Source organism: Colwellia hornerae, from assembly GCF_007954355.1.
GTDB lineage: Bacteria > Pseudomonadota > Gammaproteobacteria > Enterobacterales > Alteromonadaceae > Colwellia_A > Colwellia_A hornerae.
Genome location: NZ_VOLR01000004.1, coordinates 1 through 24,918, shown reverse-complemented (window position 1 = coordinate 24,918; position 24,918 = coordinate 1). Strand labels below are relative to the sequence as shown.

Genomic DNA, 24,918 nt, shown 5'->3' with positions numbered 1-24,918 from the left:
CACCTTAGCTGAATTAGTGTTTGGCGAGGTGCGAATTTTAAGTACTTTCGGGTACATCACACTAAGGATTTATTATGTCTTTAAATGCTACAGAAAAAGCTGCAATCGTTGCAGAATATGCTCAAAAAGAAGGTGATACTGGTTCACCTGAAGTACAAGTTGCTTTGTTAACTACACAAATCAACCATTTACAAGGTCACTTCAAAGAGCACATCCATGATCATCACTCACGTCGTGGTTTATTACGCATGGTTGCACAACGTCGTAAGTTACTTGATTACTTAAAAGGCAAAAACGTTGAGCGTTACACCACAGTAATCGCTAAATTAGGTCTACGTCGTTAAGATGTGACTTATTTGTTACCTTTTTTCAAGGTAATATCAAATAAAGGAGCTTTTTAGCTCCTTTTTTTATTGCTCATTTACCGAGTAAGTTGCCCAAACTTAGTCAAAGCACGCTTTTTTGTCTTTTCTTAATAACAATTCCCCTTTCTGGCTAGTAAATAGCGCGTTTGATAGTATAATGTGCCTGCAAATTTTTAGAATTTTTAAGCTTTTGCAAAACTAATCAATCCAAACTGTATAATTTTTTGTTCAACTTAAGCGCTTCAAATTTTGCTTTAAGTGAATAAATAATTGTACAGATTGGTTAATCAATGAAAATTTATATTTAGCTAAAAAGGAACATTTATGTTCAATACAGTTACAAAAACATTTGAATTCGGTCAACATACCGTCACTTTAGAAACCGGTGCTATCGCACGTCAAGCAACTTGTGCTGTTATGGCAAGCATGGACGATACGTGTGTATTAGTCTCTGTTGTTGGCAAGAAAGAAGCAAAACCAGGACAAGATTTTTTCCCATTAACGGTTAACTACCAAGAGCGTACATACGCAGCGGGTAAAATCCCAGGTGGTTTCTTTAAACGTGAAGGCCGTCCTTCTGAAGAAGAAACATTAATTTGTCGTTTAATTGACCGTCCAATTCGTCCACTTTTCCCAGATGGCTTTACTAACGAAGTTCAAGTTGTTATTACGGTTGTTTCTGCTAACCCAGAAATTGCCCCTGACATCATTTCTTTATTAGGTACGTCTGCAGCTTTAGCTATTTCAGGTATGCCATTTAGTGGTCCTGTTGGCGCAGCACGTGTTGGTTACACTGACGGTAAATACATTCTTAACCCATTACAATCTGAATTAGAAACGTCTAAGTTGAACTTAGTGGTTTCAGGTACTGATTCTGCGGTATTAATGGTTGAATCTGAAGCTGATGTTTTATCTGAAGAAGTTATGCTTGGCGCTGTTATGTATGGTCATGAGCAAATGCAAACGGCTATCACAGCAATTAAAGAAATGGCTGCAGAAGTTAACAATCCTAAATGGGATTGGGTTGCACCAGTTAAAAACGCTGACCTTATTGCTAAAATTGCAGAATTGAGTGAAGCACAAGTTAACGAAGCTTACCAAATTACTGAAAAAGCAGTTCGTTACGAGAAAATTAAAGAAATCCGCGATGGTGTTGTTGAAACATTATTAGCAAGCGACGCTGATCTTAACGTTCAAGAAGCAAAAGATTTATTCCACGACTTAGAGAAAACGGTTGTTCGTGGCCGTATCACTAAAGGCATGCCTCGCATCGATGGTCGTGACCCTGAAATGATCCGTGCCCTAGACGTAATGACGGGCGTATTGCCAAGAACTCACGGTTCTGCGGTATTTACTCGTGGTGAAACACAAGCGTTAGTTACTGCTACTTTAGGTACACAACGTGATGCACAGCGTCTTGATACAATTATGGGTGAGAAGACTGATGCATTTATGCTTCATTATAACTTCCCTCCATACTGTGTTGGTGAAACCGGTTTTGTTGGTTCTCCAAAACGTCGTGAAATCGGCCATGGTCGTTTAGCAAAACGCGGTATGTTAGCGGTTATGCCTTCACTTGAAGAATTCCCATACGCGGTGCGTATCGTTTCTGAAATTACAGAATCTAACGGTTCATCTTCAATGGCTTCAGTTTGTGGTGCTTCATTAGCATTAATGGATGCTGGTGTACCAATTAAAGCTTCTGTTGCTGGTATTGCAATGGGCTTAGTTAAAGAAGGCGACGACTTTGTTGTTCTTTCTGACATTTTAGGTGATGAAGATCACTTAGGTGATATGGACTTTAAAGTAGCGGGTACTACCGGTGGTATTACTGCACTTCAAATGGACATTAAAATTGAAGGCATCACTAAAGAAATCATGCAACTTGCTTTAAACCAAGCAAAAGCTGCACGTACTCATATCTTATCTGTAATGGATGAAGCTATCTCTGGTCACCGTGATGATATTTCACAGTTTGCACCACGCATTCATACTATCAAAGTTAGCCAAGATAAAATTCGTGACATCATAGGTAAAGGCGGTGCAACTATCCGTATGCTTACAGAAGAAACAGGTACAACTATCGAGATTGATGACGATGGTACTGTTAAAATTGCGGCAACTAATGGTGAGCAAGCTGAAGATGCGATTAACCGTATTAAAGCATTAACGGCTGAAATTGAAGTAGGTACCATTTACCAAGGTAAAGTAGTACGTATCGTTGATTTCGGTGCCTTTGTTAACGTACTTCCGGGTAAAGACGGTTTAGTTCACATCTCTCAAATCTCTGACGAACGTGTTAATGCGGTAAGTGATGTATTAACTGAAGGTCAAGAAGTTACCGTTAAAGTACTTGAAGTCGACCGTCAAGGCCGTGTACGTTTAAGTATTAAAGAAGCGACTGAGAAAAAAGAAGCACCAGTAGCTGACGCTGCTGAATAGCTTACTTAAAAAGTTAGATAAAAAGGGAGCCTGATGGCTCCCTTTTTTATATACTAAAATCAGTTAATAAAAATTTCATTAGGTACCTTATTTCTGTGAATAAATTCTTTAAAGTCGCGTTTGTCATCGTCATCTCTTCTCTACAAGGTTGTACGAGCAACCAACAAGATGTCTCTTCGCTCGCCATGAACCAACTTATCATTGCCGAACCATTAGCCATAAATTATAAAAGTGAAATAGCGATAGCGCGTCTAACTGATGTTATCCAAAGAGCAGAAATAACCGATGCACAACGAGCTGAGCTTTATTATGACCGTGGCGTTGTTTATGACAGTGTCGGTTTACGTTCATTAGCCCGTCTTGATTTCAATCGAGCTTTGCGCTTAAAGCCAGACTTTGTCGATGCCTATAATTTTTTAGGGATACATTTTACCCAATTACAAGAATTCAACCAAGCTTATGAGGCTTTTGATTCGGCTATAGATTTAGCGCCTGATCATGAATATGCCTACTTAAACAGAGGCATTGCTTTATATTATGGTGGTCGCGCCAGACTATCTATTGATGATTTTAGTACTTTTCAACAACGAAAAAGTAATGACCCTTACCGTATTTTATGGATGTATTTAGCCGAGTCAGCTGCAAATAAACTTAATGCACAAGCATCATTGAAACAGGCTGCAGAGCAAGTTGATGATAGTGTTTGGGCTAAAAATATCATTCAACTTTATTTGGGGGAAATCACACAGCAAGAATTTATCAGTCAATTATCAATAGGCGTAAATTCTAACAAGGCCTTGAGTGAGCGTTTGTGTGAGGCGTATTTCTACTTAGCGAAATACTATCAACTAAAAGATAATAATCAACTTGCTGCAAACTTTTTTAAATTAGCCTTGAGTACTAACGTCTACGAATTTGTTGAACACAGATACGCCAGACTTGAATTAGACTTAATGAGGCAAAAAATCGTCAAAGCAGCTAAATCGTCTTAATGTGCTGATGCACTTTATTTATATCTGCTAATGAAATATAAAGTCAGCCTAACCATCATGAGCTTATTGACCGTTATATCAATAAGCGCTTTTTTATCGGTAAAATCCTTAATAAAAGCGGTAGAAAATGATGATGCTAATCACTCACAAATAACACTTATAAATGACTTTGGCTTAAATACTCTGTTGTATAAGCGCTTGAATAGTTATGTTGAGGACGACCAACGATGGCAAAATATTGCCAAGACGCTGGCAAAAATTGATGGTGAGGTCGCATTCAAATTAGCCAAGTATTATAAAAATAAGCAAGGAGAAAATAATTTCAACATCGAGCTCTGGCTTTCACAAGCTATTCGATTAGGTCATCAGCAAGCAAGAATTGACTTAGCAAAAATTTATGTCGATAAAAAGAAGCTATTTGACGCTAAAAAATTATTACTACCAATAACGTCTAATGGCGCTGCCTTAAAAATTTTACTTGAGATCATTATTTCAATAGGTGAAAAGCAAGAGATAGCTCGTTATATCAAACAGCTTCAGGCGATAAGTACTGATGAACAATCTGAAGAACAATCTGAAGAACTGCAAGATTTTTCCAAAAAATTAACACGTTATAATGTCTTAAATACGCCAAGTATACCGTCACCAGTAAATTGTTTGGCAATGATTGCACCTTTTGCGACTAATCTAAGCGACTTAGCTCATTTTGAACAACTTATATCTTCATCAACATTAGCAACATTAGCACCTTACCTTTGTTTTTCACCGGTACAATATGTCAGTAAAATAACACTTGCTTGTCGTCAAAATGACAATGAAGCGATTCGATGTGATGAGTCTATTTGGCAGAATAAGAAGCTAGCACCTAATAATCGTTTTATTGCGGTGCTTGTTGAAAAAGGTGGCGCTAACGTAAACTCGGGTATTTTATATATCGATAGCAATGATAATGCAGAAGTCTTTTATCATGAGCTGGCTCATCTACTGGGCTTTATCGATGAATATGCGCTGCCCAAGAATCACTCTCGTTGTTTGGCTATTCAAAAATCTATGTTCTCCCACAACATTGCAATTTTACCGCGTTTTTATCAAGGTTCCCAAGAGAGCGTTCGGGCAGAAATTCTCAACGAATTACCCTGGGCTAAATATATATCGAGTAAGACGGCGTTAGTGATCCATACAGCAAAAGGTTGGAAGTTAGGCACAATGTCTGAAGAGGTCGATACTGTAGGAGCTTTTATTGCTGAAAGCTGTAATGAAATAGATTTTGTTGCAATAAAACCTCTAAATCAAAGAACTACGATGCGCTATTATCAAGCTGGCTTTCCAGCGTTATACTTAAAACTGCTAGCCGAAAACCCCGAAAAATTTTTAATGCCACACTATTTATATAATGTCAGCAGCGCTTTGAATGCAAAAAAATAACGCTTTCGCGCTACTTTTATCAGCTTAGGTGATTTAAAAGTACCTATGCTTAACCTAAGGGAATAGTGATAATAAATGGTTTAGCTCCTTTAGTGTTAGTCTCGTATTTCTTGGTACTTTGAGACGTATTCATTTTTTTATTTGGCTTCTTAATAATCATCGTTGTGGTTTTAACTTTTGCTATTGGCCACATCGTATTGTTATTAAATGTCTTCATTTCTTCGTCTGTAGTCTTTATTACTACTTCTGTTGTTATTGTTGATAACTCTTCTTGTGCCGCTTTTACCTGCTTATTTGCTTTAATGAACCATGAAAATAACTTCATACTTATCACCCTTTATTTTCTTTACTGTTTAACTCTAGTTTAAAACGGTTAAATTCTCCTGTTATTTTCAGCGATTGTTTAATTAAACTAGTGAGACTGTTGATTGTTTAAATGATCATGTTTGTTAGCATTATCAGGTATAATTATGTCAGTAATATTATCTTCAAATGTAATTTTTTATGAACCAATTCGATGTCAGTACTTTTCGCCAGCATTTCCCTTTGCTCAGTAACCGCGTTAATAACTTACCTTTAGTTTATTTTGACAATGGCGCTACTACTCAAAAACCTAATATAGTTATTGATACTGAAAGTGAGGTGTATCAACAATATAATGCTAATGTACACCGCGCTTCACATGCTCTAAGTGCTAAAGCTACTTTAGCTTTTGAACAAGCTCGTGCGAAGGTGCAACGCTTTATCCAAGCCGAGTACTTAGAAGAAATTATTTGGACCTCAGGTACAACTGGAGGAATTAATTTAATTGCGCAGAGTTGGGGACAAAAAAATCTAAAAACGGGAGATGAAATATTATTAAGCCATGCTGAGCACCACGCTAACATCGTGCCTTGGCAAATGATTGCCGAAAAAACTGGCGCTATTATTAAAGTTTTACCTTTAGATGCTAGCGGTCTTATCGATGAAAATGGCTTAGCTGGTTATTTTAATGAAAAAACTAAGGTGGTTAGTTTTTCGCATATTTCTAACGTGATTGGTAAAGTTAATCCCGTTAAAAAAATTATCACCTTAGCTAAAAAATATAAAGCGATAACTGTTATCGACGGTGCTCAAGCTTGTGCTCATCTGCCACTCAATATGCAAACCCTAGATTGTGACTTCTATGTTTTTTCAGCGCATAAAATGTTTGGTCCAACGGGCGTTGGTGTTTTGTATGGTCGCCGTGACTTATTAACGGCTATGCCTCCTTATCAAGGAGGCGGAGAAATGATAAAAAAAGTTAGTTTTCTAGGAACATCATTTAATCAACTACCTTTTAAATTTGAAGCTGGAACACCCAACTATGCTGGTGTCATTGCTTTTTCAGCCAGTATTGAGTTCATCAATTCATTTAGCCTAGCTGAGCTAGCAAAATATGAAAATCTGCTAACAACTTACTGTTATGAAAAATTAAAAAATATTAAAGCAGTAAAATTTGTTGTTGAGGAAAAACCCGATATCGGCGTACTTTCATTTACCGTGAGTGATTCACATAATTACGACATTGCCAGTGGATTAGATGCCTATGGTATTGCTATTAGAAGCGGCCATCATTGCGCAATGCCTTTAATGGATTATTTACAATTAAGTGGCTGTATTAGAGTTTCATTAGCGGCTTATAATACTTATGCTGAAGTTGATTTTTTTATTGATAAACTAACGTTGTTGATTGATGGCAATGTTGATGAAGTTATTGTTGAGCCGCCAAGGCGAGAAGAGTCGGCTAACTCAACTAATGAATTAGCCATGATTGAACAGTTTAGCTTATTAAAAGGTTGGGATTCACGTCATCGAGAAATAATGATACTGGGTAAGTCTTTAGCAAGGATGGATAAAGACCTCCGCAATAACACGTCATTGATCGCCGGGTGTGAAAGTCATGCTTGGCTGCTAGGCACTAAGAATGCTCAAGGTAAATTTTATTTTAGCTGCGACAGCGACGCTAAAGTCATTCGAGGTTTACTGGTCATTATATTAGCAGCGTTTCAACAGCAGTCCGCAGCACAAATATTAGCGTTTGATGACCAATCTTATTTTTCAAAATTGGGTTTGTCACAGCACTTGAGCCCATCACGTAGTAATGGTGTAAAAGCCATAGTTGACAAAATTAAAACCTTGGCAAGCCAACATTAAAGCTAATGTTTAGCTAAATACTTCTTAATTGCGCGACTGGTTGCAAAGAAAGCAAAGGTCGCGGTAACATGAGTAACCGCGCCAAAACCTGAGCTACAATCTAACCGCACTGTGCCATTTTGAGTTTGTTTTGCGTGACATACATTGCCTTCGTCATCGGGATATACCAACTGTTCAGTAGAAAAAACCGCATCAATTGAAAATTTACGTTTATTACTCGTTTTTGCATCCGCTTTAGGGAAATTGAATTCACGACGCAGTTGATTTTTTACTTTGGCGAGTAATGGATCCTGATAAGTTTGGCTTAAATCACAAAGCTGAATTTTGCTTGGGTCTGTTTGACCCCCAGCACCACCAATAGTGATCATGGGTATTTTATTACGTTTACAATGTGCAATAATCGCTGTTTTTATTTTTACTGAATCAATAGCATCAATAACATAATCAAAATTTTTGCTTAATAGTTCACGCAAATTATCAAAAGTGACAAAGTCTTCAATGACATTAACCTGACAGTCAGGATTAATTTGCTTAACTCGATCAGCCATAACATCCACTTTACTTTCACCAATCGTTTCAGTAAGTGCATGAATTTGTCGATTAATATTTGTTGTACAGATATCATCTAAATCGATTAAGGTTATCGAACCAATCCCGGTTCTCGCTAAAGACTCAGCAGCCCAAGAACCAACACCACCAATGCCAATCACACAGAAGTGTGCTTTTTCTAATAAGGCTGCACCCGCAGTACCATAAAGGCGGGCAATACCACCAAATCTCATTTGATATTCAGACATACCGATATAATTAACTCATAAAGTTTTCAACATTATAAGGGTGAATTAAGGGTGAAGACAGTAAATCCCGTAGTGAATTAACACTTTTTCTTTATCTTGCTATTTTTACCCGCATTACTGGCTATCTTATCTGCTCATTGTGGTTGGATATAGTTTGTTAAGATAGCGATAAAGGTAATGGTCAGGGTAAATCAGTTATTGATAAGCTCGATTTTTACGATTAAATATTTTATTGAATGGATAATAATTAAATAATTAAGGTAATTATTGCTCGATATAGTTTATAAAAAATGAAAGTACCCGGGAAATATATTAATAAATTGGTCAGCCAGCTAATAAAATCATCAGTATTTCAAGACAATTATTGTGATAGTTATTGGTCATTATTGTTAAGAATATGACGGTATATTTGTTGAAATGTAGATTTTTAGTTTTTTTAAAGGATTGTTTTTTATATTTATTTTTTATATGTATAGTTGGTATTCTTAATTGGTATAACGTGCGTTTTTCGAGCTATATTGCCACTCTATCGAAATAATGCTTTTATTGCTGTGGTGGTGGCGTAAATTTTACTATGAGAAAGTACCAAGATAATCTAAATAACGAAAGCCAAAAAGGTCAGTAAACTGCTTCATCGAGTGACTAAAATTGAAGAAATAAAAAAGGTAGCCGAAGCTACCTTTTGAAGCGTTATTTATAAAATAAATAATTATCTTTTATTTAATGGTATAAATTCACGGTCAATTTCACCAATATAGTTTTGACGAGGACGACCAATTTTTTGTCCCGCCTGACCTAACATCTCATCCCAGTGAGAAATCCAACCAACGGTACGAGACATTGCAAATACCACTGTGAACATATTGGTAGGAATACCGATAGCTTTCAAGATGATACCTGAGTAAAAATCAACATTCGGGTAAAGTTTTTTCTCGATAAAATATGGGTCTTCAAGGGCAACTTTTTCAAGCGCCATTGCCACGTCTAACAGTGGATCTTTTATGCCAAGTTCTTTCAATACTTCATGACATGTTTCACGCATTACCGTTGCGCGTGGATCAAAGTTTTTGTAAACACGATGTCCAAAACCCATTAAGCGGAATGAATCAGCCTTGTCTTTAGCACGAGCTACAAATTCATCAACACGGTCTAAACTACCTATTTCTTCAAGCATTTTTAAACAGGCTTCATTTGCTCCGCCATGTGCTGGGCCCCATAAAGATGCAACGCCTGCAGCGATACATGCATAAGGGTTAGCACCAGAAGAACCGGCTAAGCGTACTGTTGACGTTGAAGCGTTTTGTTCATGATCAGCATGCAATGTGAATATTCTATCCATGGCACGGGCAACAGTCGGACTAACAACATACTCTTCTGCAGGCACAGAGAACATCATATGTAAGAAGTTTTCTGCATAGCTTAAGTCATTTCGTGGGTAAACGAATGGCTGGCCAATGCTGTACTTGTAAGCCATGGCTGAAATAGTTGGCATTTTAGCAATTAAACGATGCGCACTGCGCATACGTTGCACAGGGTCTTCTATGTCTAAATCACTATGATAAAATGAAGACATAGCGCCAACAACACCACAAAGCATCGCCATTGGATGTGCGTCTGGTAAGAAACCTTGGAAGAAATGAGCAAGTTTCTCGTGAACCATAGTATGGTTGGTAATAATATCAACAAATTCATCATATTGAGTCATTGTTGGTGCATCACCATTTAACAATATATAACAAACTTCTAAATAATTAGCTTGTTTAGCTAAACTGTCAATTGGATAACCACGATGTTGTAAAATACCTTTACCACCATCGATATAAGTAATAGCTGATTCACATGAAGCGGTTGCTAAGAAACCCGGGTCATAAGTGAAATAACCATAATTACCCAAAGTTCTGATGTCTATTACGTCGTTACCGGCGCTACCTGAAAGTATTGGTAAATCTGCAACTACGTTACCATCAATACTGAGAGTGGCTTTAGATTCAGCCATATGTTTAATCCCCTATAAATTATTTAATTCGCTTTGCTGAACTTACTTTTGAAAAGTTAGTCAGTTTTTATGAATATAAAACTGACCGTATTCTACTTCATTATACCCCTATAAAGTCAAACCAATTGTTTCAACATTAGACTAAAGTTAAAGAATTGCTAAAGTTGATTAAATAATAGTCTAAGGCCTTTGAAATAAAGGTGAAATTCTCGCGTAAGAAAATTGTAATTAAAAATGTTCAGCTATATAATCAGGGTGATCTAATTTTTATTTGTAGATTATTTCATTTATATACAAATATTGACTAAGATCGCTAGGGGATTGCTCAATCGATTGTAAACACGTTTACTTATTCTATTGAGCAATAAAAAAAACAAGTTGAAGGCTCAAAGAACTCTTTAGGCGAAATTGTGAAAAAACAACGTCCTGTAAACCTAGATCTGACTACAATTAAAATGCATCCTTCGGCAAACGCCTCGATATTGCACCGTGTTTCTGGTGTCATTATGGTATTTGCTATCGGTATATTATTGTGGGCACTTTCATTATCTCTATCTTCCGCTGAAGGATTTGCTCAAGTTCAAGCATGTCTGGATGGTTTCTTATTTAAATTCATTATGTTTGGCATAATCTCTGCTCTAACGTTCCATATATTAATGGGTGTTCGTCACTTATTTATGGACTTAGGCCATTTTGAAGAATTAGCTTCAGGTAACACCAGTGCTAAATTTGCTATGGCACTTTGGTTTGTACTTACCGTCGTAGTAGGAGTTTGGTTATGGTAAACAACATTGCTACTGTAGGCCGAAATGGCGTACATGATTTTATTCTTATAAGAGCAAGCGCTATTATTTTAACGTTATATACGTTATTAATCGCTGGCTTTTTTGTAGTTACTCCAGAGGTAACTTATGACGCTTGGCATAGCTTTTTTGGCTTGATGTCAGTAAAAATAGCAACATTACTTGCTGTTCTGTCAGTTGTTGTTCATGCGTGGATTGGTATTTGGCAAGTATTGTCTGATTATATTAAGCCAGCTTTTTTGCGCGGGTCATTACAATTCTTCTTTTCTGTTACTTTATTAGCTTACCTCGCGGCAGGCTTTTTAATTGTGTGGGGTGTATAAGTGGGCGTTCCAATTCGTGAATTTGACGCTATAGTTATTGGCGCCGGTGGTGCAGGTATGCGCGCTGCATTAGCTATTTCTGAATCAGGTAAATCTTGTGCCTTGATTTCTAAAGTTTTTCCTACTCGTTCTCATACAGTATCTGCTCAAGGTGGTATTACTGTTGCGCTAGGTAATGCGCATGAAGATCATTGGGAACAACATATGTACGATACGGTTAAGGGTTCTGATTATATCGGAGACCAAGACGCCATTGAATACATGTGTAAAACTGGTCCTGAATCTATTATTGAGCTAGAGAAAATGGGTCTGCCTTTTTCTCGTACTGAAGAAGGTAAGATTTATCAACGTCCTTTCGGTGGCCAATCTAAAAACTTTGGTGGCGAACAAGCTGCACGTACAGCGGCTGCAGCCGATCGTACAGGCCATGCTTTATTACATTGTTTGTACCAACAAAACGTTAAAAATAAAACTAATGTCTACTCTGAGTGGTATGCACTAGATTTAGTTAAAAACAGTGACGGTGCTATTGTTGGTACAACTGCTATTTGTATCGAAACAGGCGAAATAGTTTACTTCAAAGCCCGTGCTACGGTATTAGCTACCGGTGGTGCTGGTCGTATCTATGCATCAACAACGAATGCTCACATCAATACCGGTGACGGTGTTGGCATGGCAGTTCGTGCTGGTATACAGATGCAAGACATGGAAATGTGGCAGTTCCATCCAACGGGAATCGCCGGTGCAGGTACGCTTGTTACTGAAGGTTGTCGTGGAGAAGGTGGTTATCTTCTTAATAAAGATGGTGAACGTTTCATGGAGCGTTACGCGCCAAATGCTAAAGATTTAGCTGGTCGTGACGTAGTTGCTCGTTCTATGATGACAGAAATCCGTGAAGGTCGTGGCTTTGATGGTCCTATGGGTCCACATCTTAAGCTTAAACTTGATCATTTAGGCCGTGAAACGCTTGAAAAACGTTTACCTGGTGTTTGTGATTTATCGAAAACATTTGCTCACGTAGATCCAGCAATAGAACCTATTCCAGTTATACCAACCTGTCATTATCAAATGGGTGGTGTACCTTGTAACGTTAATGGTCAAGCGATTAACTTTAACCCAGAAACGGGTAAAGAAACTATAGTTGAAGGGCTTTTCGCCGTTGGTGAGATTGCTTGTGTATCTGTTCATGGTGCGAACCGCTTAGGTGGTAATTCTCTGCTTGATTTAGTGGTCTTTGGCCGTGCAGCGGGTAACTTCTTAGGAACTTACTTAAATGATACGCAAAGTGGCAAAGATGCCTCTGAGTCTGACTTAGAAGCTTCATTAGCACGTACTAATCGTTGGGAGTCATCTGTAAAAGGTGGAGAAAGCCCAACTCAAATACGTAAAGACTTGCAAAAATGTATGCAGTTTAACTTCTCGGTATTCCGTGAAGGTGATGCTATGGCCGAAGGCATGAAAGAGTTGACTGATATCCGTGAACGTCTTCAGCATGCAAGCCTAGATGATAAGTCTTCAGAATTTAACACGCAACGTATCGAGTGTTTAGAATTAGATAACTTGATGGAAACAGCTTTTTGTACAGCTAAAGCGTCTAACTTCCGTACTGAATCACGTGGTGCTCATGCGCGCGCAGATTTTTCTGTTCGTGATGATGAAAACTGGTTATGTCATAGTATTTATACGCCAGAGACACAAGCTATGTCTAAGCGTAAAGTAAATATGGCACCCGTTCACCGTGAAGCTTTCCCACCGAAAGCCCGCGTATATTAATAGGAGCATTGCAATGAAACAAATTTTTTCGATTTATCGTTACAACCCTGATGTTGATAATGCACCTTACATGAAAGATTATGAGCTGGAAATTCCAGAAGGCTCAGATATGATGGTACTTGATGCACTTATCTTATTAAAAGAGCAAGATGCTACTATCTCTTTCCGTCGTTCATGTCGTGAGGGTGTATGTGGCTCAGATGGTATGAATATTAACGGTAAAAATGGTTTAGGTTGTATTACACCATTATCAGCTGTTCCAGCAAAGAAAATAGTGTTACGCCCTTTACCCGGTTTACCGGTTGTACGTGATTTAGTTATTGATATGACACAGTTTTATAATCAATATGAAAAAATCAAGCCGTTTTTAATTAATGATGGTAAAAATCCACCAGCACGTGAGCATCTTCAATCTATTGAAGAGCGCGAAAAGCTTGATGGTTTATACGAGTGTATTTTATGTGCTTGTTGTTCAACTTCTTGTCCGTCTTTCTGGTGGAATCCAGATAAGTTTATCGGGCCAGCAGGTTTGTTGCATGCTTATCGCTTCTTAATTGATAGCCGTGATACCGCAACAGAAGAACGTTTAGATGGTTTACAAGATGCCTACAGCGTATTCCGTTGTCATGGTATTATGAACTGTGTTGATGTTTGTCCAAAAGGATTAAACCCAACGAAAGCTATCGGCCACATTAAGTCGATGTTGATTTCACGCGCAGTATAAAATTAAATAGCGGAGTGTTAGAAACGATTTTCTAGCGCTCTGTTGTTTTAAAACAGGAATAGTCATCATTAGCCGATGACAATTAGCCATTAGTCTAATTGACTTGCTAACGATAATTGTTTATTTTTTTATTGCTTTTATCCCATAAAGGAACAGGCAATGCCCGAAGGTACAATGAAGGCTTGGTTAGAGTCTTCTCATTTAAGTGGTGCTAACGCTACTTACATTGAAGAATTATACGAATCTTATTTGGATAACTCCCAATCTGTTTCTGCAGAATGGCGAACATTATTCCAACAACTTCCAAAAATTGAAGGTGCTGACTTAGAGTTTAGGCACTCTGAAATCCGCAACGAATTTAAAGAATTAGCTAAGCAATCCCATAAAACTGTTGTTGTTTCTGGTAGCAGTGATGCCAAACAAGTTAAAGTTTTACAGCTAATTAATGCTTTTCGTTTTCGTGGACATCAAAATGCCAATCTTGACCCCTTAGGTTTGTGGAAACGAGATAAGGTACGCGACTTACAACTGTCGCATCACGAACTTTCAGAAAATGACTTTGACACAGAGTTCAACGTCGGCTCCTTTGCTACTTCTCAAGATGCGATGAAGTTAGGTGACCTATATAATGCCCTTAAAACCACTTACTGTGGTTCTATTGGTGCTGAATATATGCACATTACTGATACCGATGAAAAACGTTGGATCCAACAACGCTTAGAGTCTGTGCAGTCGCAAGCAAAATTTTCTGTCGAGCAAAAAGAAGAAATTCTTAAAGGTCTTATAGCTGCCGATGGTATTTGTAAATACCTTGGGGCTAAATTTCCAGGCGCGAAACGTTTCTCCCTTGAAGGTGGTGATGCGCTAGTCCCTATGCTGAAAGAGCTTATTTCTCGTGCCGGTACACAAGGCACTAAAGAAGTTGTTATTGGCATGGCTCACCGTGGCCGTTTAAATGTCTTAGTTAACGTGATGGGCAAAAACCCGTCGAAGTTATTTGACGAATTTGGCGGAAAACACGATGAAATTTTATCTTCGGGCGATGTTAAATATCACCAAGGTTATTCATCAGATTTCGTAACACCTGGCGGCAATGTTCATTTAGCTTTGGCCTTTAATCCATCGCATCTAGAAATTGTTAACCCTGTTGTTATTGGCTCAGTTCGTGCGCGTCAAGACAGACGTGGCGATAAAGTCGGTGATACGGTTCTTCCGGTTACTATTCATGGTGACGCTGCTATTGCCGGTCAAGGTGTGGTGCAAGAAACGTTTAATATGTCACAAGCGCGTGCATTTAAAGTCGGTGGAACGATTCGTATCGTTATTAATAATCAGGTAGGTTTTACAACGTCTAATCCTCAAGATACGCGCAGTGGTGAATATTGTACTGAAATCGCCAAAATGGTTTCAGCGCCAATTTTACATGTAAATGGCGATGATCCCGAAGCCGTTATCTTGGCAACACAAATTGCCCTTGATTATCGTAACGAATTTAAGCGTGATGTTGTTATCGACCTCGTTTGTTACCGTCGCCATGGTCACAATGAAGCTGATGAGCCTAGTGCAACACAGCCATTGATGTACAAAAAAATCAAGAAACACCCAACACCTCGTCAATTATATGCACAGCAACTTGATACTGAAGGTTCAGTTAGCTTGGATAAGTCGAACGAATTAACGGCATATTATCGTAAATTGCTTGACGAAGGTCAGTGTACGGTTGAACAATGGCGTCCTATGACAGAGCATTCTGTCGATTGGACTCCATATCTTGGCCATGACTGGGATGATGATTACGATAAAGAAATTTCTGTTGAAAAACTGAAAGAACTTGCCGGTAAGCTGTCAACCTATCCTGAGTCTCATCCTGTCCAGGGGCGTGTTAAGAAGATATACGATGACCGCGTTAAAATGGCATCGGGTGAAAAATTACTTGATTGGGGGATGGCAGAAAATTTAGCTTACGCCTCGATCGTTGATTTAGGTAAACGTGTTCGTATTACTGGACAAGACTCTGGCCGTGGTACTTTTTTCCATCGTCATGCTGTTTTACATAATCAAGATGACGCTAGCAAATATTTACCTTTACAAAATATTCGCGAAGGACAAGGCCCGTTTGATATTCATGACTCAGTATTGTCAGAAGTCTCAGTGGTCGCTTTTGAATATGGTTATACTACTGCAGAACCAGCAGGGCTTACTATTTGGGAAGCGCAATTTGGCGATTTTGCCAACTGTGCACAAGTAGTCTTTGACCAATTTATTAGTTCAGGTGAGCAAAAATGGGGCCGTTTATGTGGCTTAACTATGTTGTTACCACATGGCTATGAAGGTCAAGGTCCAGAACATTCATCAGCACGCTTAGAGCGTTTTTTACAACTTTGTGCCGATCACAATATGCAAGTATGTGTGCCATCGACACCTGCGCAAGTATTTAACATGCTGCGTCGTCAAGTGGTTCGTCCTATGCGTCGTCCATTGGTTGTTATGTCGCCTAAGTCATTATTAAGACATCCGTTAGCAGTCTCTTCATTAGAAGAACTATCGACCGGTGTTTTCCATAATGTGATTGGTGAAGTTGATGATATCGATCCGAAAAAAGTGACACGTGTCGTTTTTTGTAGTGGTAAAGTTTACTACGAATTACTTGATCAGCGTCGCAAGAGTGAGCAAGAAAATGTTGTTATCATTCGAATCGAGCAGCTATATCCATTTCCAGAAGTAGAGCTTCAGGCAGAGTTGGCGAAATACCAGCATGTGAAGCAATTCGTTTGGTGTCAGGAAGAACCGCAAAACCAAGGTGCATGGTATTGTTCACAGCATCACTTTAGAGCGGCAATACCTGAAGGTACTTATTTGACATATGCTGGTCGAAAGGCCTCTGCAGCACCAGCTGTAGGTTATATGTCAGTCCATGTAAAAGAACAACAAGCGCTAGTCAATGACGCGCTATCTGTTGAAGACTAGTGAGTAAGGAATAAAATAAATGACCACCGAAATTAAGGTTCCCGTTTTACCTGAATCAGTTGCTGACGCAACCGTAGCTACTTGGCATGTACAAGTAGGTGATAAAGTTTCACGTGACCAAGTATTAGTAGATATTGAAACTGACAAAGTTGTGCTTGAAGTTCAAGCCGTCGTTGATGGAGTGATCACTGAAATTTCTCAAGCTGAAGGCGCAACAGTATTAGGCGAGCAAGTTATTGCTATCCTGACTGAAGGCGACGCATCAGCAGAGGTTTCAGCCCCTGCAGCGGCAAAACCTGCAGCGGCGGCAAAATCAGTTCCTGCGGCAACAGCTGTGAAAGTTATCGACATCATCGTCCCGGTTTTACCTGAGTCTGTTGCTGATGCAACAGTTGCTACTTGGCATGTTGCGACAGGTGATACAGTTTCTGTTGACCAAAACTTGGTTGATATCGAAACGGATAAAGTTGTTCTAGAAGTTGTTGCACAAGACAATGGTGTGATTGGTAAAATCATCCACGTTGAAGGTGACACCGTATTAGGTTCACAAGTTATTGGCCAATTAAATGCCGGTGCAACAGCAAGTGCTCCTGCAGCTACTTCAGAAGATGCCATTAGCTCTGACGAATTAGCTAGCCCTTCTGTTCGTCGTTTGATGACAGAAAAAGGCTTAACGGCTGCTAATGTTACAGGTACTGGTAAAGGCGGACGTATCTCTAAAGAAGATGTTGAAGCAGCGGCTAATAAACCAGCACCAGCACCAGCGGCCAAACCTGCTGCAGCACCTGTTGCACAAGATTTAGGCGAACGTACGCAAAAACGTGTACCTATGACGCGTTTACGTAAGACAATTGCTAAACGTTTATTAGAAGCTAAAAATTCAACGGCAATGCTAACAACATTTAACGAAGTTAACATGAAGCCAATTATGGATCTTCGTAAGCAATACAAAGATTTATTTGAGAAAACGCATGATACGCGTTTAGGCTTTATGTCATTTTATGTTAAAGCGGTTACTGAAGCATTGAAACGCTTCCCTGCGGTAAATGCTTCAATTGACGGTGATGATATTGTTTATCATAACTTTTTTGATATTTCTATTGCCGTATCTACGCCACGTGGCTTAGTAACGCCAGTATTGCGTGATGCCGATCAATTAGGTATGGCAGCGATTGAAAATGGTATTCGCGACTTAGCAATAAAAGGTCGTGATGGTAAGCTTTCAATTGAAGATATGACTGGCGGTAATTTCACGATTACTAACGGTGGTGTTTTTGGTTCATTACTTTCAACACCTATCTTAAACTTACCGCAAGCGGCTATTTTAGGAATGCATAAAATCCAAGACAGACCTATGGCTGTTGATGGAAAAGTTGAAATATTGCCGATGATGTACTTAGCACTTTCTTATGATCATCGTTTAATTGATGGTAAAGAATCTGTTGGCTTCTTAGTAGCAATTAAAGACTTGTTAGAAGATCCAACACGTCTACTTCTTGATATATAATCGAGAATAATAAATCTTTTGATTTAGACTATAGTATTAGCTCTGGGGACTTTGTTCCTTAGGGCTTTTATACTATAATCGGTCAACTTTTTTCGATGATAGCAAATTTTATTTATGATTAAGATTTTACTTATATTTATAACTAAGAACAGCTGTCATTATCATTCACAGATAAATGGAAATACACCATGAATTTGCATGAGTATCAAGCGAAACAATTATTCGCTGAATATGGTTTACCAGTTTCTGAAGGTTTCGCTTGCGATACACCTCAGGAAGCGGCAGAAGCGGCTGATAAAATCGGCGGCACTATGTGGGTTGTTAAAACTCAAGTTCACGCGGGCGGTCGCGGTAAAGCTGGCGGCGTTAAGCTAGTTAAATCTAAGCAAGAAATCAAAGATTTTGCTCAAAACTGGTTAGGTAAGAACTTAGTTACTTACCAAACTGACGCGAACGGTCAGCCAGTTGCTAAAATTTTAGTAGAAAGCTGTACAGATATTGCTAACGAATTATACCTTGGTGCTGTTGTTGACCGCGCTAGTCGTAGAGTAGTATTCATGGCCTCTACTGAAGGCGGTGTTGATATTGAGAAGATTGCTGAAGAAACGCCTGAGTTAATTCACCAAGCTGAAATCGATCCACTTGTTGGTGCTCAACCGTACCAAGCTCGTGAATTAGGTTTTAAGTTAGGTTTAAACCCAACGCAAATGAAGCAATTTGTTAAGATCTTTTTAGGTCTTGCAAAAATGTTTGAAGATTTCGATTTCGCTTTACTAGAAATTAACCCGTTAGTTATTACTGACGAAGGTAATCTTCACTGTCTAGACGGTAAAATTGGTATCGATGGTAATGCTTTATACCGTCAACCTAAAATGCGTGCGTTCCATGATCCATCTCAAGAAGATGAACGTGAAGCTCATGCTGCACGTTTTGAATTAAACTACGTAGCCTTAGATGGTAACGTTGGTTGTATGGTTAACGGTGCCGGCCTAGCAATGGGCACTATGGATATCGTTAATTTACACGGTGGCAAGCCAGCTAACTTCCTAGATGTTGGCGGCGGAGCAACGAAAGAACGTGTTTCTGAAGCATTCAAAATTATTCTTTCTGACGACAACGTTAAAGCTGTTTTAGTTAACATCTTTGGTGGCATCGTACGTTGTGACATGATTGCTGAAGGTATTATCGCTGCAGTTAAAGATGTAGGCGTTAAAGTACCGGTAGTTGTACGTTTAGAAGGTACAAATGCTGAAGAAGGTCGTGAAGTTCTTAAAAAATCTGGCTTAGACATCATTGCTGCTGAGTCATTAACTGATGCAGCGACTAAAGTTGTAGCAGCTGCGGAGGGCAAATAATGTCTATCTTAATCAATAAAGATACTAAAGTAATCTGTCAAGGTTTCACGGGTGGTCAAGGTACATTCCATTCAGAACAAGCACTTGAATACGGTACACAAATGGTTGGTGGCGTAAGCCCAGGTAAAGGCGGTCAAACGCATTTAGGCCTACCAGTATTTAACACAGTACGTGAAGCTGTAGAAGCAACTGGCGCAACAGCAACAGTTATCTACGTTCCAGCTCCTTTCTGTAAAGATGCAATTTTAGAAGCAATTGATGCAGGCATCGAGCTTATCGTTACTATCACTGAAGGTATTCCTACTTTAGATATGGTTGACGTTAAAGCTAAGCTTGATCAATCTGGCGTTCGTATGATCGGTCCTAACTGCCCAGGTGTTATTACTCCTGGCGAAACTAAGATTGGTATCATGCCTGGTCACATCCACAAGCCTGGTAAAGTAGGTATTGTTTCACGTTCTGGTACGTTAACGTACGAAGCCGTTAAGCAAACGACTGATGCAGGTTTTGGCCAATCTACTTGTGTAGGTATTGGTGGTGACCCGATTCCAGGAACTAACTTCATCGACGTATTGGAAATGTTCCAAAACGATCCACAAACTGAAGCAATTGTAATGATTGGTGAAATTGGCGGAACTGCTGAAGAAGAAGCGGCTGAATATATCAAAGCACACGTTACTAAACCTGTTGTATCTTACATTGCTGGTGTTACTGCACCAGAAGGTAAGCGTATGGGTCACGCTGGCGCGATTATCGCCGGTGGTAAAGGTACAGCTGATGAGAAATTCGCAGCACTTGAAGCGGCCGGTGTTAAAACTGTTCGTTCTTTAGCTGATATCGGTGTAGCACTTAAAGAGAAAACAGGCTGGTAATCAGTTATTGTTATCCTGACGAAAGGCAGGATAACAATTGATAGCTCAGTATTTCTTAATAAAAAACCCGCATTTTCTGATAGAGAATGTGGGTTTTTTGTATCTGTAATTTAATAAAACTCTTAAACAACAAATGAGATCAGGTATACATTAAGTTTTCATTATTTCTTATCTAAGTTGTCGCTGTAGCGACTACACCCAAAATATGAAAGAATATTCAAAGGCCCGTTACTATAATTACTTGCTTGGAAATTGTTTATTGCCTTGGCATCTGGGCGCTAACTGTACCTAGAGAGGGTTAAACGCCGAAGCTTTTCGGGGTTAAAAGGGCGCTGTTGCATAAATGAGTATTCAACCATATCAAGACCCCAAGCCGTTATTTCGTATTTTTTTTATACGGAAATCGGGGAGATAAGACATAGATCCTCGATTAAGTCACCACGAGGATGACGGAAAAAAGCGAAAGAAATTACACGGACACTCATTGTAATTTACAGGCTTGGATTTTGTTAAAGGGTTTGAGTATCCGGGCGCTAACGGCACTTAAAGAAGGTTAAACGCCGAAGTCTCTTTAAGCTCAAAGGGCGCTGTTGCATAAATGAGTATTCAACCATACCAAGACCCCAAGTTATCATTCCGTAAGTTTCTTATACGGAATCTAGAAGATAACTGGTTAGCTTCATGTTAAATACTATTTTTATTTATTATTAAAATCAATAATTACACTAGAGGTGTTAACTGTAATTTAATCTTGTGTTAACATTCGCGATCTATTGAAGGGAATTCGATATAACAATGATTGTATAATTTTTTCCCTTCTAAATTTTAAAAGGAAAATAAAATTGAAGTATGTAAACCTAGTGATAATAAGCGTTTCTTTATGTTTATTAACAGCATGTTTGGAAGTGGAAAACGACAATAAGAACGAAGATATCGCGCAAGCAATCCAAACGCAAAATGAAATTCTTAGTAGTACTAATAGTTCAAACAATTCTGGTTCTCCAGTAGCTTCTGTTACATTAACGGGTATTGTTGTTAATGCACTTGATGGTCAAGCAGTATCAACCACTAATATTACGATTATTGCTGCTGATGTCGTCCTCGTAGATAGCCTTAACTTTGTCGGTGGTGAATTTAAATTAGAAAATATCCCTGCTAATTCTGATATTGAATTGATCATTGAAAGTAGCAATGATCAATTTTTATCTCGTGCCTTTTTTATTAATACCGGTCATTCAAGTGCAGTAAATACCGCTAATGACTTTGGTCAATTTGAAGTGTCTGCAGCTAAAGATATGCAAATCACTGTTATTAATAAAACATCAGGATTGCCTCTTGCTGGATTAGCGTTTTCGGCTTCTTCGCATTACGGTAGTAGTTCAAGAGCGAATAAATATCAGCATCACTCAACTTATAATGAAGCTAATGGCATTTACCATATCACCATACCTAAGTATCTAAATACCATGGTTAGAGCCAGCTTAGATATCAATAAAGATGGCGAAATAGATTATAATCCTGAGTTATATAACAACCGTAATAGCAATGATTTATACTTTTTATCATCGAATGCTGATGAATCATTAACGCTTTATGTAGAAGAAGAAATGCCACTAACTGAGATTGAATTTCGCATAACTATGATTGACGCAAGTGCAAATATTATTTTAGGTGCTGAGTTTTTCTCAACAGATTCTGAGGGCGAGGAGACGACTTCTTCTTTTGATACTACAACAGAACAGTATGTGATATCAGCAAATTTTGGTGATTACTCACGTGTAGAAATCCCTTCATTTATGGCAAATGACATCTCTTATCAGAGTGCTTCAATCGAACTGAATAAGAATGATGATGACAGCCTAAGAGTTAACATTTCGGGTGCTTTAGAAAACTGTTGTTATAACATTGCTAATACTCAAATTGTTGAGTTAGCGGTTATGCCAAGAGTAGTTAATAATGTTAGTTCTTCTTTAGAGGTAGTTATTGCAGCGAATGAAGTAAACTATACAGATAAAAGTTTCAGTATATTCTATTCTCAAGCTATTACTCCATTAGCAAGCAGCTTGTCACTTATTAACACGTCTGGTTTTACTGTAATTAAAGGTAATGATGCACTCAATGATGTGATTTTACCTGGCACGACGTTAGTAAGCGGCATGGTCGATATTCCAGTGTCATTTGAGACAAGTTTAAATGAGACCAAACTGACGATTACCCCTGTTAACCCTTTGTCTAAAGGTCAGGATTACCAGTACAATGTAAACACTTTAGTGGTGAAGTCTACAGAACAATCTGTCGATGTTAATGGCGATTCTCTTTCATTTTATATCGAAAATAATAATGATGACTTTGATATTAATGATGTGCGTTTAGATAACAATAACTTTACCACTAATGGGCAAGCGATAACTGCCTCAAATTCAGCGGGTGATAGTTCAGCACCCTCTGATTATGACCGCAGTGTTTACTTCTATTTACCATCATCAATTGAAACGTTACAAAGCTTTTCAATGCGCCTTTATTCTGTAACATCAGACGGTGTAAGTTATAATGCAGTAAGAAACTATACTTTAGTTAGAAATGGTAACCCTTATAATGTTTCACCATTGGGGTTAGTAAAGCTTGCTGAAAATGAAACGTTAATTAATGAAAGACTGCAAACGTCGATTGAAACTGGAACGGCTCAACTTGACAGTCAAAAAGTTTACCGCGCTTCAACGTCTATATATGAATCCGATGATTTAGATAATTCGGAAAACAGTTTAACTTTTGAATATGTTTATGAAACAAAAGCGGGTGATGTTGTAACCGGCACTATCAATATCCCGGTACAATAATCATCGCTGATGGTTATCGTACATAAGTAAGTTAAGTAGATTACTTCACCTTAAAAACCCGCTATTCAGCGGGTTTTTTATTTTAAATCTAGCGACTATTGTCGCGGTGGCGATGCTATTTATAAAAATGCCAAGTCTGTGTAGCTGACAGGTTATTAATATCGTCATTACGTAAGTTTCTGATACGAAATCTGGGAGATAAGACATAGAACCTCGATTAAGCGACTACTAGGATGACGGGAATAAGCGAACAAATTAGAAAGACACTCATTGTAATCTACAGGCTTGGATTTTGTTCAAGTGTTTGAGTGTCCGGGCGCTAACTACACCCAGAGAAGGTTAAAGGCCAAAGCCTCTTTGGGCTCAAAGGGCGCTGCTGCAATAATCTAGGAGAAATTACATGGACACTCACTTTAATTTAAAAATTACACGGACACTCATTGTAATCTACAGGCTTGGATTTGTTAAAGGGTTTGAATATCCGGGCGCTAACGGCACTCAAAGAAGGTTAAACGCCGAAGTCTCTTTAAGCTCAAAGGGCGCTGTTGCATAAATGAGTATTCAACCATATCAAGACCCCAAGCCGTTATTTCGTATTTTTTTATACGGAAATCTGGGAGATAAGACATAGATCCTCGATTAAGTCACCACGAGGATGACGGGAAAAAGCGAAAGAAATTACACGGACACTTATTGTAATTTACAGGCTTGGATTTTGTTAAAGGGTTTGGCGTAGGGGCGCTAACTGCTCCCAGAAAGGATTAAACGCCAAAGCTTTTCGGGGCTCAAAGGGCGCTGTTGCATAAATGAGTATTAAACCATCTCGCAACCCCAAAGCGTTATTCCGTAAGTTTCTTATACGGAATCTGAGAGATAAGACATAGGACCTCAATTAAGCAACTTTTAGGATGGTGGGTGCTGGCTAATAAGCAGGTCAACATAGCTGTTATACCCGATAGTGTAAAGTATGTAGGGTAGTAGCTTAAAGGTATTACTTGTCATTTTACTCTCCAATTTATATTATAGTCCTATTGAATAGACTCTATATCGTCGTTTAACATTCCCAATGTTGCTGCTACTGCGTAAAGTCTGAAAAAACATACAAGGAGGTCATTATTAAGAACGTTATATTTTATAAGCATTAATTTGAAGGGGAAGTTTAAGTGAAAGTAATATTCAGTCTTTATTTTTTACTTAGTGGTGCATGCTTCATTTCGATAGTATCTCCAAATGTTCTGGCCCGTTCAATTTTGCCGCCTACTTATATTTTATATGCAAGTTCAGCTATTAATCTAAGACACAGTTCTCCTGAACTGCCCCAAACTATTCACTATAACTTTGCTTCTATTGAATTACTGATAGAGCAAGAAGTAGGTCGGATTGTTTTGCCTCAAATTTACAAAAATATCGGTATAGATATTACTATCACACCTTTACCGTAAGCGTCTGGCAAAGTGCATCTAAATATTCACTCGTGATCAAGTTAAGTTACTTCAAACAATTATTTGGAGTAACTTATGAAAATAACGCGAAGCCATGAGCAATGGCGAACTATCCTTAACGAA

18 protein-coding genes are annotated in these 24,918 nt (G+C 38.5%); 15 read left to right on the top strand and 3 right to left on the bottom strand.

Annotated elements, in window-relative coordinates; all coding sequences use genetic code 11:
• Nucleotides 1–74: 74 nt before the first annotated feature.
• From rpsO to ESZ26_RS03435, 4 genes are all read left to right on the top strand, one after another.
• Nucleotides 75–344 (top strand): 30S ribosomal protein S15, encoded by a 270-nt coding sequence (gene rpsO, locus ESZ26_RS03450; protein WP_070376186.1) that lies wholly within the window; start codon nucleotides 75–77, stop codon nucleotides 342–344.
• A 345-nt stretch (nucleotides 345–689) separates the two neighbouring features.
• On the top strand, nucleotides 690–2,807 hold the full coding sequence (pnp, locus tag ESZ26_RS03445; protein WP_146798078.1) for a polyribonucleotide nucleotidyltransferase: 2,118 nt from the start codon (nucleotides 690–692) through the stop codon (nucleotides 2,805–2,807).
• A gap of 95 nt (nucleotides 2,808–2,902) precedes the next feature.
• The gene (nlpI, locus tag ESZ26_RS03440) at nucleotides 2,903–3,799 is read left to right on the top strand and encodes a lipoprotein NlpI (protein WP_146798076.1); all 897 of its coding nucleotides are present in this window, start codon (nucleotides 2,903–2,905) and stop codon (nucleotides 3,797–3,799) included.
• Nucleotides 3,800–3,829: 30 nt separating this feature from the next.
• Entirely contained in the window at nucleotides 3,830–5,224 is a 1,395-nt protein-coding gene (locus ESZ26_RS03435; protein ID WP_146798074.1) for a hypothetical protein, read from the top strand.
• Between the two features lie 49 nt (nucleotides 5,225–5,273).
• Here ESZ26_RS03435 and ESZ26_RS03430 read toward each other — a convergent pair whose 3' ends face one another.
• Nucleotides 5,274–5,549 (bottom strand): hypothetical protein, encoded by a 276-nt coding sequence (locus tag ESZ26_RS03430; RefSeq protein WP_146798072.1) that lies wholly within the window; start codon nucleotides 5,547–5,549, stop codon nucleotides 5,274–5,276.
• Between the two features lie 179 nt (nucleotides 5,550–5,728).
• Between ESZ26_RS03430 and ESZ26_RS03425 the strand changes: the two genes are divergently transcribed.
• Nucleotides 5,729–7,399: a SufS family cysteine desulfurase gene (locus tag ESZ26_RS03425; protein ID WP_146798070.1), complete on the top strand. Its 1,671-nt coding sequence runs from the start codon at nucleotides 5,729–5,731 to the stop codon at nucleotides 7,397–7,399.
• 2 nt (nucleotides 7,400–7,401) lie between these two features.
• Here ESZ26_RS03425 and tcdA read toward each other — a convergent pair whose 3' ends face one another.
• Complete coding sequence (gene tcdA / locus ESZ26_RS03420) at nucleotides 7,402–8,196, bottom strand: tRNA cyclic N6-threonylcarbamoyladenosine(37) synthase TcdA (protein WP_146798068.1); 795 nt, start codon at nucleotides 8,194–8,196, stop codon at nucleotides 7,402–7,404.
• Between the two features lie 709 nt (nucleotides 8,197–8,905).
• Complete coding sequence (locus tag ESZ26_RS03415) at nucleotides 8,906–10,192, bottom strand: citrate synthase (protein WP_146798066.1); 1,287 nt, start codon at nucleotides 10,190–10,192, stop codon at nucleotides 8,906–8,908.
• A 410-nt stretch (nucleotides 10,193–10,602) separates the two neighbouring features.
• Between ESZ26_RS03415 and sdhC the strand changes: the two genes are divergently transcribed.
• The 10 genes from sdhC to ESZ26_RS03365 all read left to right on the top strand — a co-directional run bounded on the left by sdhC (nucleotide 10,603) and on the right by ESZ26_RS03365 (nucleotide 24,795).
• A complete protein-coding gene (gene sdhC / locus ESZ26_RS03410; protein ID WP_146798064.1) occupies nucleotides 10,603–10,977 on the top strand; it encodes a succinate dehydrogenase, cytochrome b556 subunit in 375 nt (124 codons plus the stop codon).
• Nucleotides 10,971–11,318, top strand: a complete 348-nt coding sequence (sdhD, locus tag ESZ26_RS03405) for a succinate dehydrogenase, hydrophobic membrane anchor protein (RefSeq protein WP_146798062.1) — start codon at nucleotides 10,971–10,973, stop codon at nucleotides 11,316–11,318. Before sdhC ends, sdhD begins: the two co-directional genes overlap by 7 nt.
• Nucleotides 11,319–13,091 carry a succinate dehydrogenase flavoprotein subunit gene (gene sdhA / locus ESZ26_RS03400; RefSeq protein ID WP_146798060.1) on the top strand — a complete coding sequence of 591 codons (1,773 nt, stop codon included), beginning with the start codon at nucleotides 11,319–11,321 and terminating at the stop codon, nucleotides 13,089–13,091.
• Between the two features lie 13 nt (nucleotides 13,092–13,104).
• On the top strand, nucleotides 13,105–13,815 hold the full coding sequence (locus ESZ26_RS03395; RefSeq protein ID WP_146798058.1) for a succinate dehydrogenase iron-sulfur subunit: 711 nt from the start codon (nucleotides 13,105–13,107) through the stop codon (nucleotides 13,813–13,815).
• 159 nt (nucleotides 13,816–13,974) lie between these two features.
• Nucleotides 13,975–16,782: a 2-oxoglutarate dehydrogenase E1 component gene (locus ESZ26_RS03390; RefSeq protein WP_146798056.1), complete on the top strand. Its 2,808-nt coding sequence runs from the start codon at nucleotides 13,975–13,977 to the stop codon at nucleotides 16,780–16,782.
• Between the two features lie 19 nt (nucleotides 16,783–16,801).
• A complete protein-coding gene (gene odhB / locus ESZ26_RS03385; protein WP_146798054.1) occupies nucleotides 16,802–18,289 on the top strand; it encodes a 2-oxoglutarate dehydrogenase complex dihydrolipoyllysine-residue succinyltransferase in 1,488 nt (495 codons plus the stop codon).
• A gap of 188 nt (nucleotides 18,290–18,477) precedes the next feature.
• A complete protein-coding gene (gene sucC, locus ESZ26_RS03380) occupies nucleotides 18,478–19,644 on the top strand; it encodes an ADP-forming succinate--CoA ligase subunit beta (RefSeq protein ID WP_070376200.1) in 1,167 nt (388 codons plus the stop codon).
• Nucleotides 19,644–20,516, top strand: coding sequence for a succinate--CoA ligase subunit alpha (sucD, locus tag ESZ26_RS03375; RefSeq protein WP_070376201.1), 873 nt, complete (start codon nucleotides 19,644–19,646; stop codon nucleotides 20,514–20,516). Before sucC ends, sucD begins: the two co-directional genes overlap by 1 nt.
• An 842-nt stretch (nucleotides 20,517–21,358) precedes the next feature.
• A complete protein-coding gene (locus ESZ26_RS03370; protein ID WP_146798052.1) occupies nucleotides 21,359–23,353 on the top strand; it encodes a hypothetical protein in 1,995 nt (664 codons plus the stop codon).
• A gap of 1,163 nt (nucleotides 23,354–24,516) precedes the next feature.
• A complete protein-coding gene (locus ESZ26_RS03365; RefSeq protein WP_146798050.1) occupies nucleotides 24,517–24,795 on the top strand; it encodes a hypothetical protein in 279 nt (92 codons plus the stop codon).
• Nucleotides 24,796–24,918 lie beyond the last annotated feature (123 nt).

Bases quoted from the DNA above. Each gene is read 5' to 3' on its own strand.
- pnp (WP_146798078.1), top strand. From the start codon at position 690: ATGTTCAATACAGTTACAAAAACATTTGAATTCGGTCAACATACCGTC.
- sdhD (WP_146798062.1), top strand. From the start codon at position 10,971: ATGGTAAACAACATTGCTACTGTAGGCCGAAATGGCGTACATGATTTT.
- ESZ26_RS03435 (WP_146798074.1), top strand. From the start codon at position 3,830: ATGAAATATAAAGTCAGCCTAACCATCATGAGCTTATTGACCGTTATA.
- odhB (WP_146798054.1), top strand. From the start codon at position 16,802: ATGACCACCGAAATTAAGGTTCCCGTTTTACCTGAATCAGTTGCTGAC.
- sucD (WP_070376201.1), top strand. From the start codon at position 19,644: ATGTCTATCTTAATCAATAAAGATACTAAAGTAATCTGTCAAGGTTTC.
- rpsO (WP_070376186.1), top strand. From the start codon at position 75: ATGTCTTTAAATGCTACAGAAAAAGCTGCAATCGTTGCAGAATATGCT.
- sucC (WP_070376200.1), top strand. From the start codon at position 18,478: ATGAATTTGCATGAGTATCAAGCGAAACAATTATTCGCTGAATATGGT.
- ESZ26_RS03395 (WP_146798058.1), top strand. From the start codon at position 13,105: ATGAAACAAATTTTTTCGATTTATCGTTACAACCCTGATGTTGATAAT.
- ESZ26_RS03390 (WP_146798056.1), top strand. From the start codon at position 13,975: ATGCCCGAAGGTACAATGAAGGCTTGGTTAGAGTCTTCTCATTTAAGT.
- ESZ26_RS03425 (WP_146798070.1), top strand. From the start codon at position 5,729: ATGAACCAATTCGATGTCAGTACTTTTCGCCAGCATTTCCCTTTGCTC.
- ESZ26_RS03430 (WP_146798072.1), bottom strand. From the start codon at position 5,549: ATGAAGTTATTTTCATGGTTCATTAAAGCAAATAAGCAGGTAAAAGCG.
- tcdA (WP_146798068.1), bottom strand. From the start codon at position 8,196: ATGTCTGAATATCAAATGAGATTTGGTGGTATTGCCCGCCTTTATGGT.
- ESZ26_RS03415 (WP_146798066.1), bottom strand. From the start codon at position 10,192: ATGGCTGAATCTAAAGCCACTCTCAGTATTGATGGTAACGTAGTTGCA.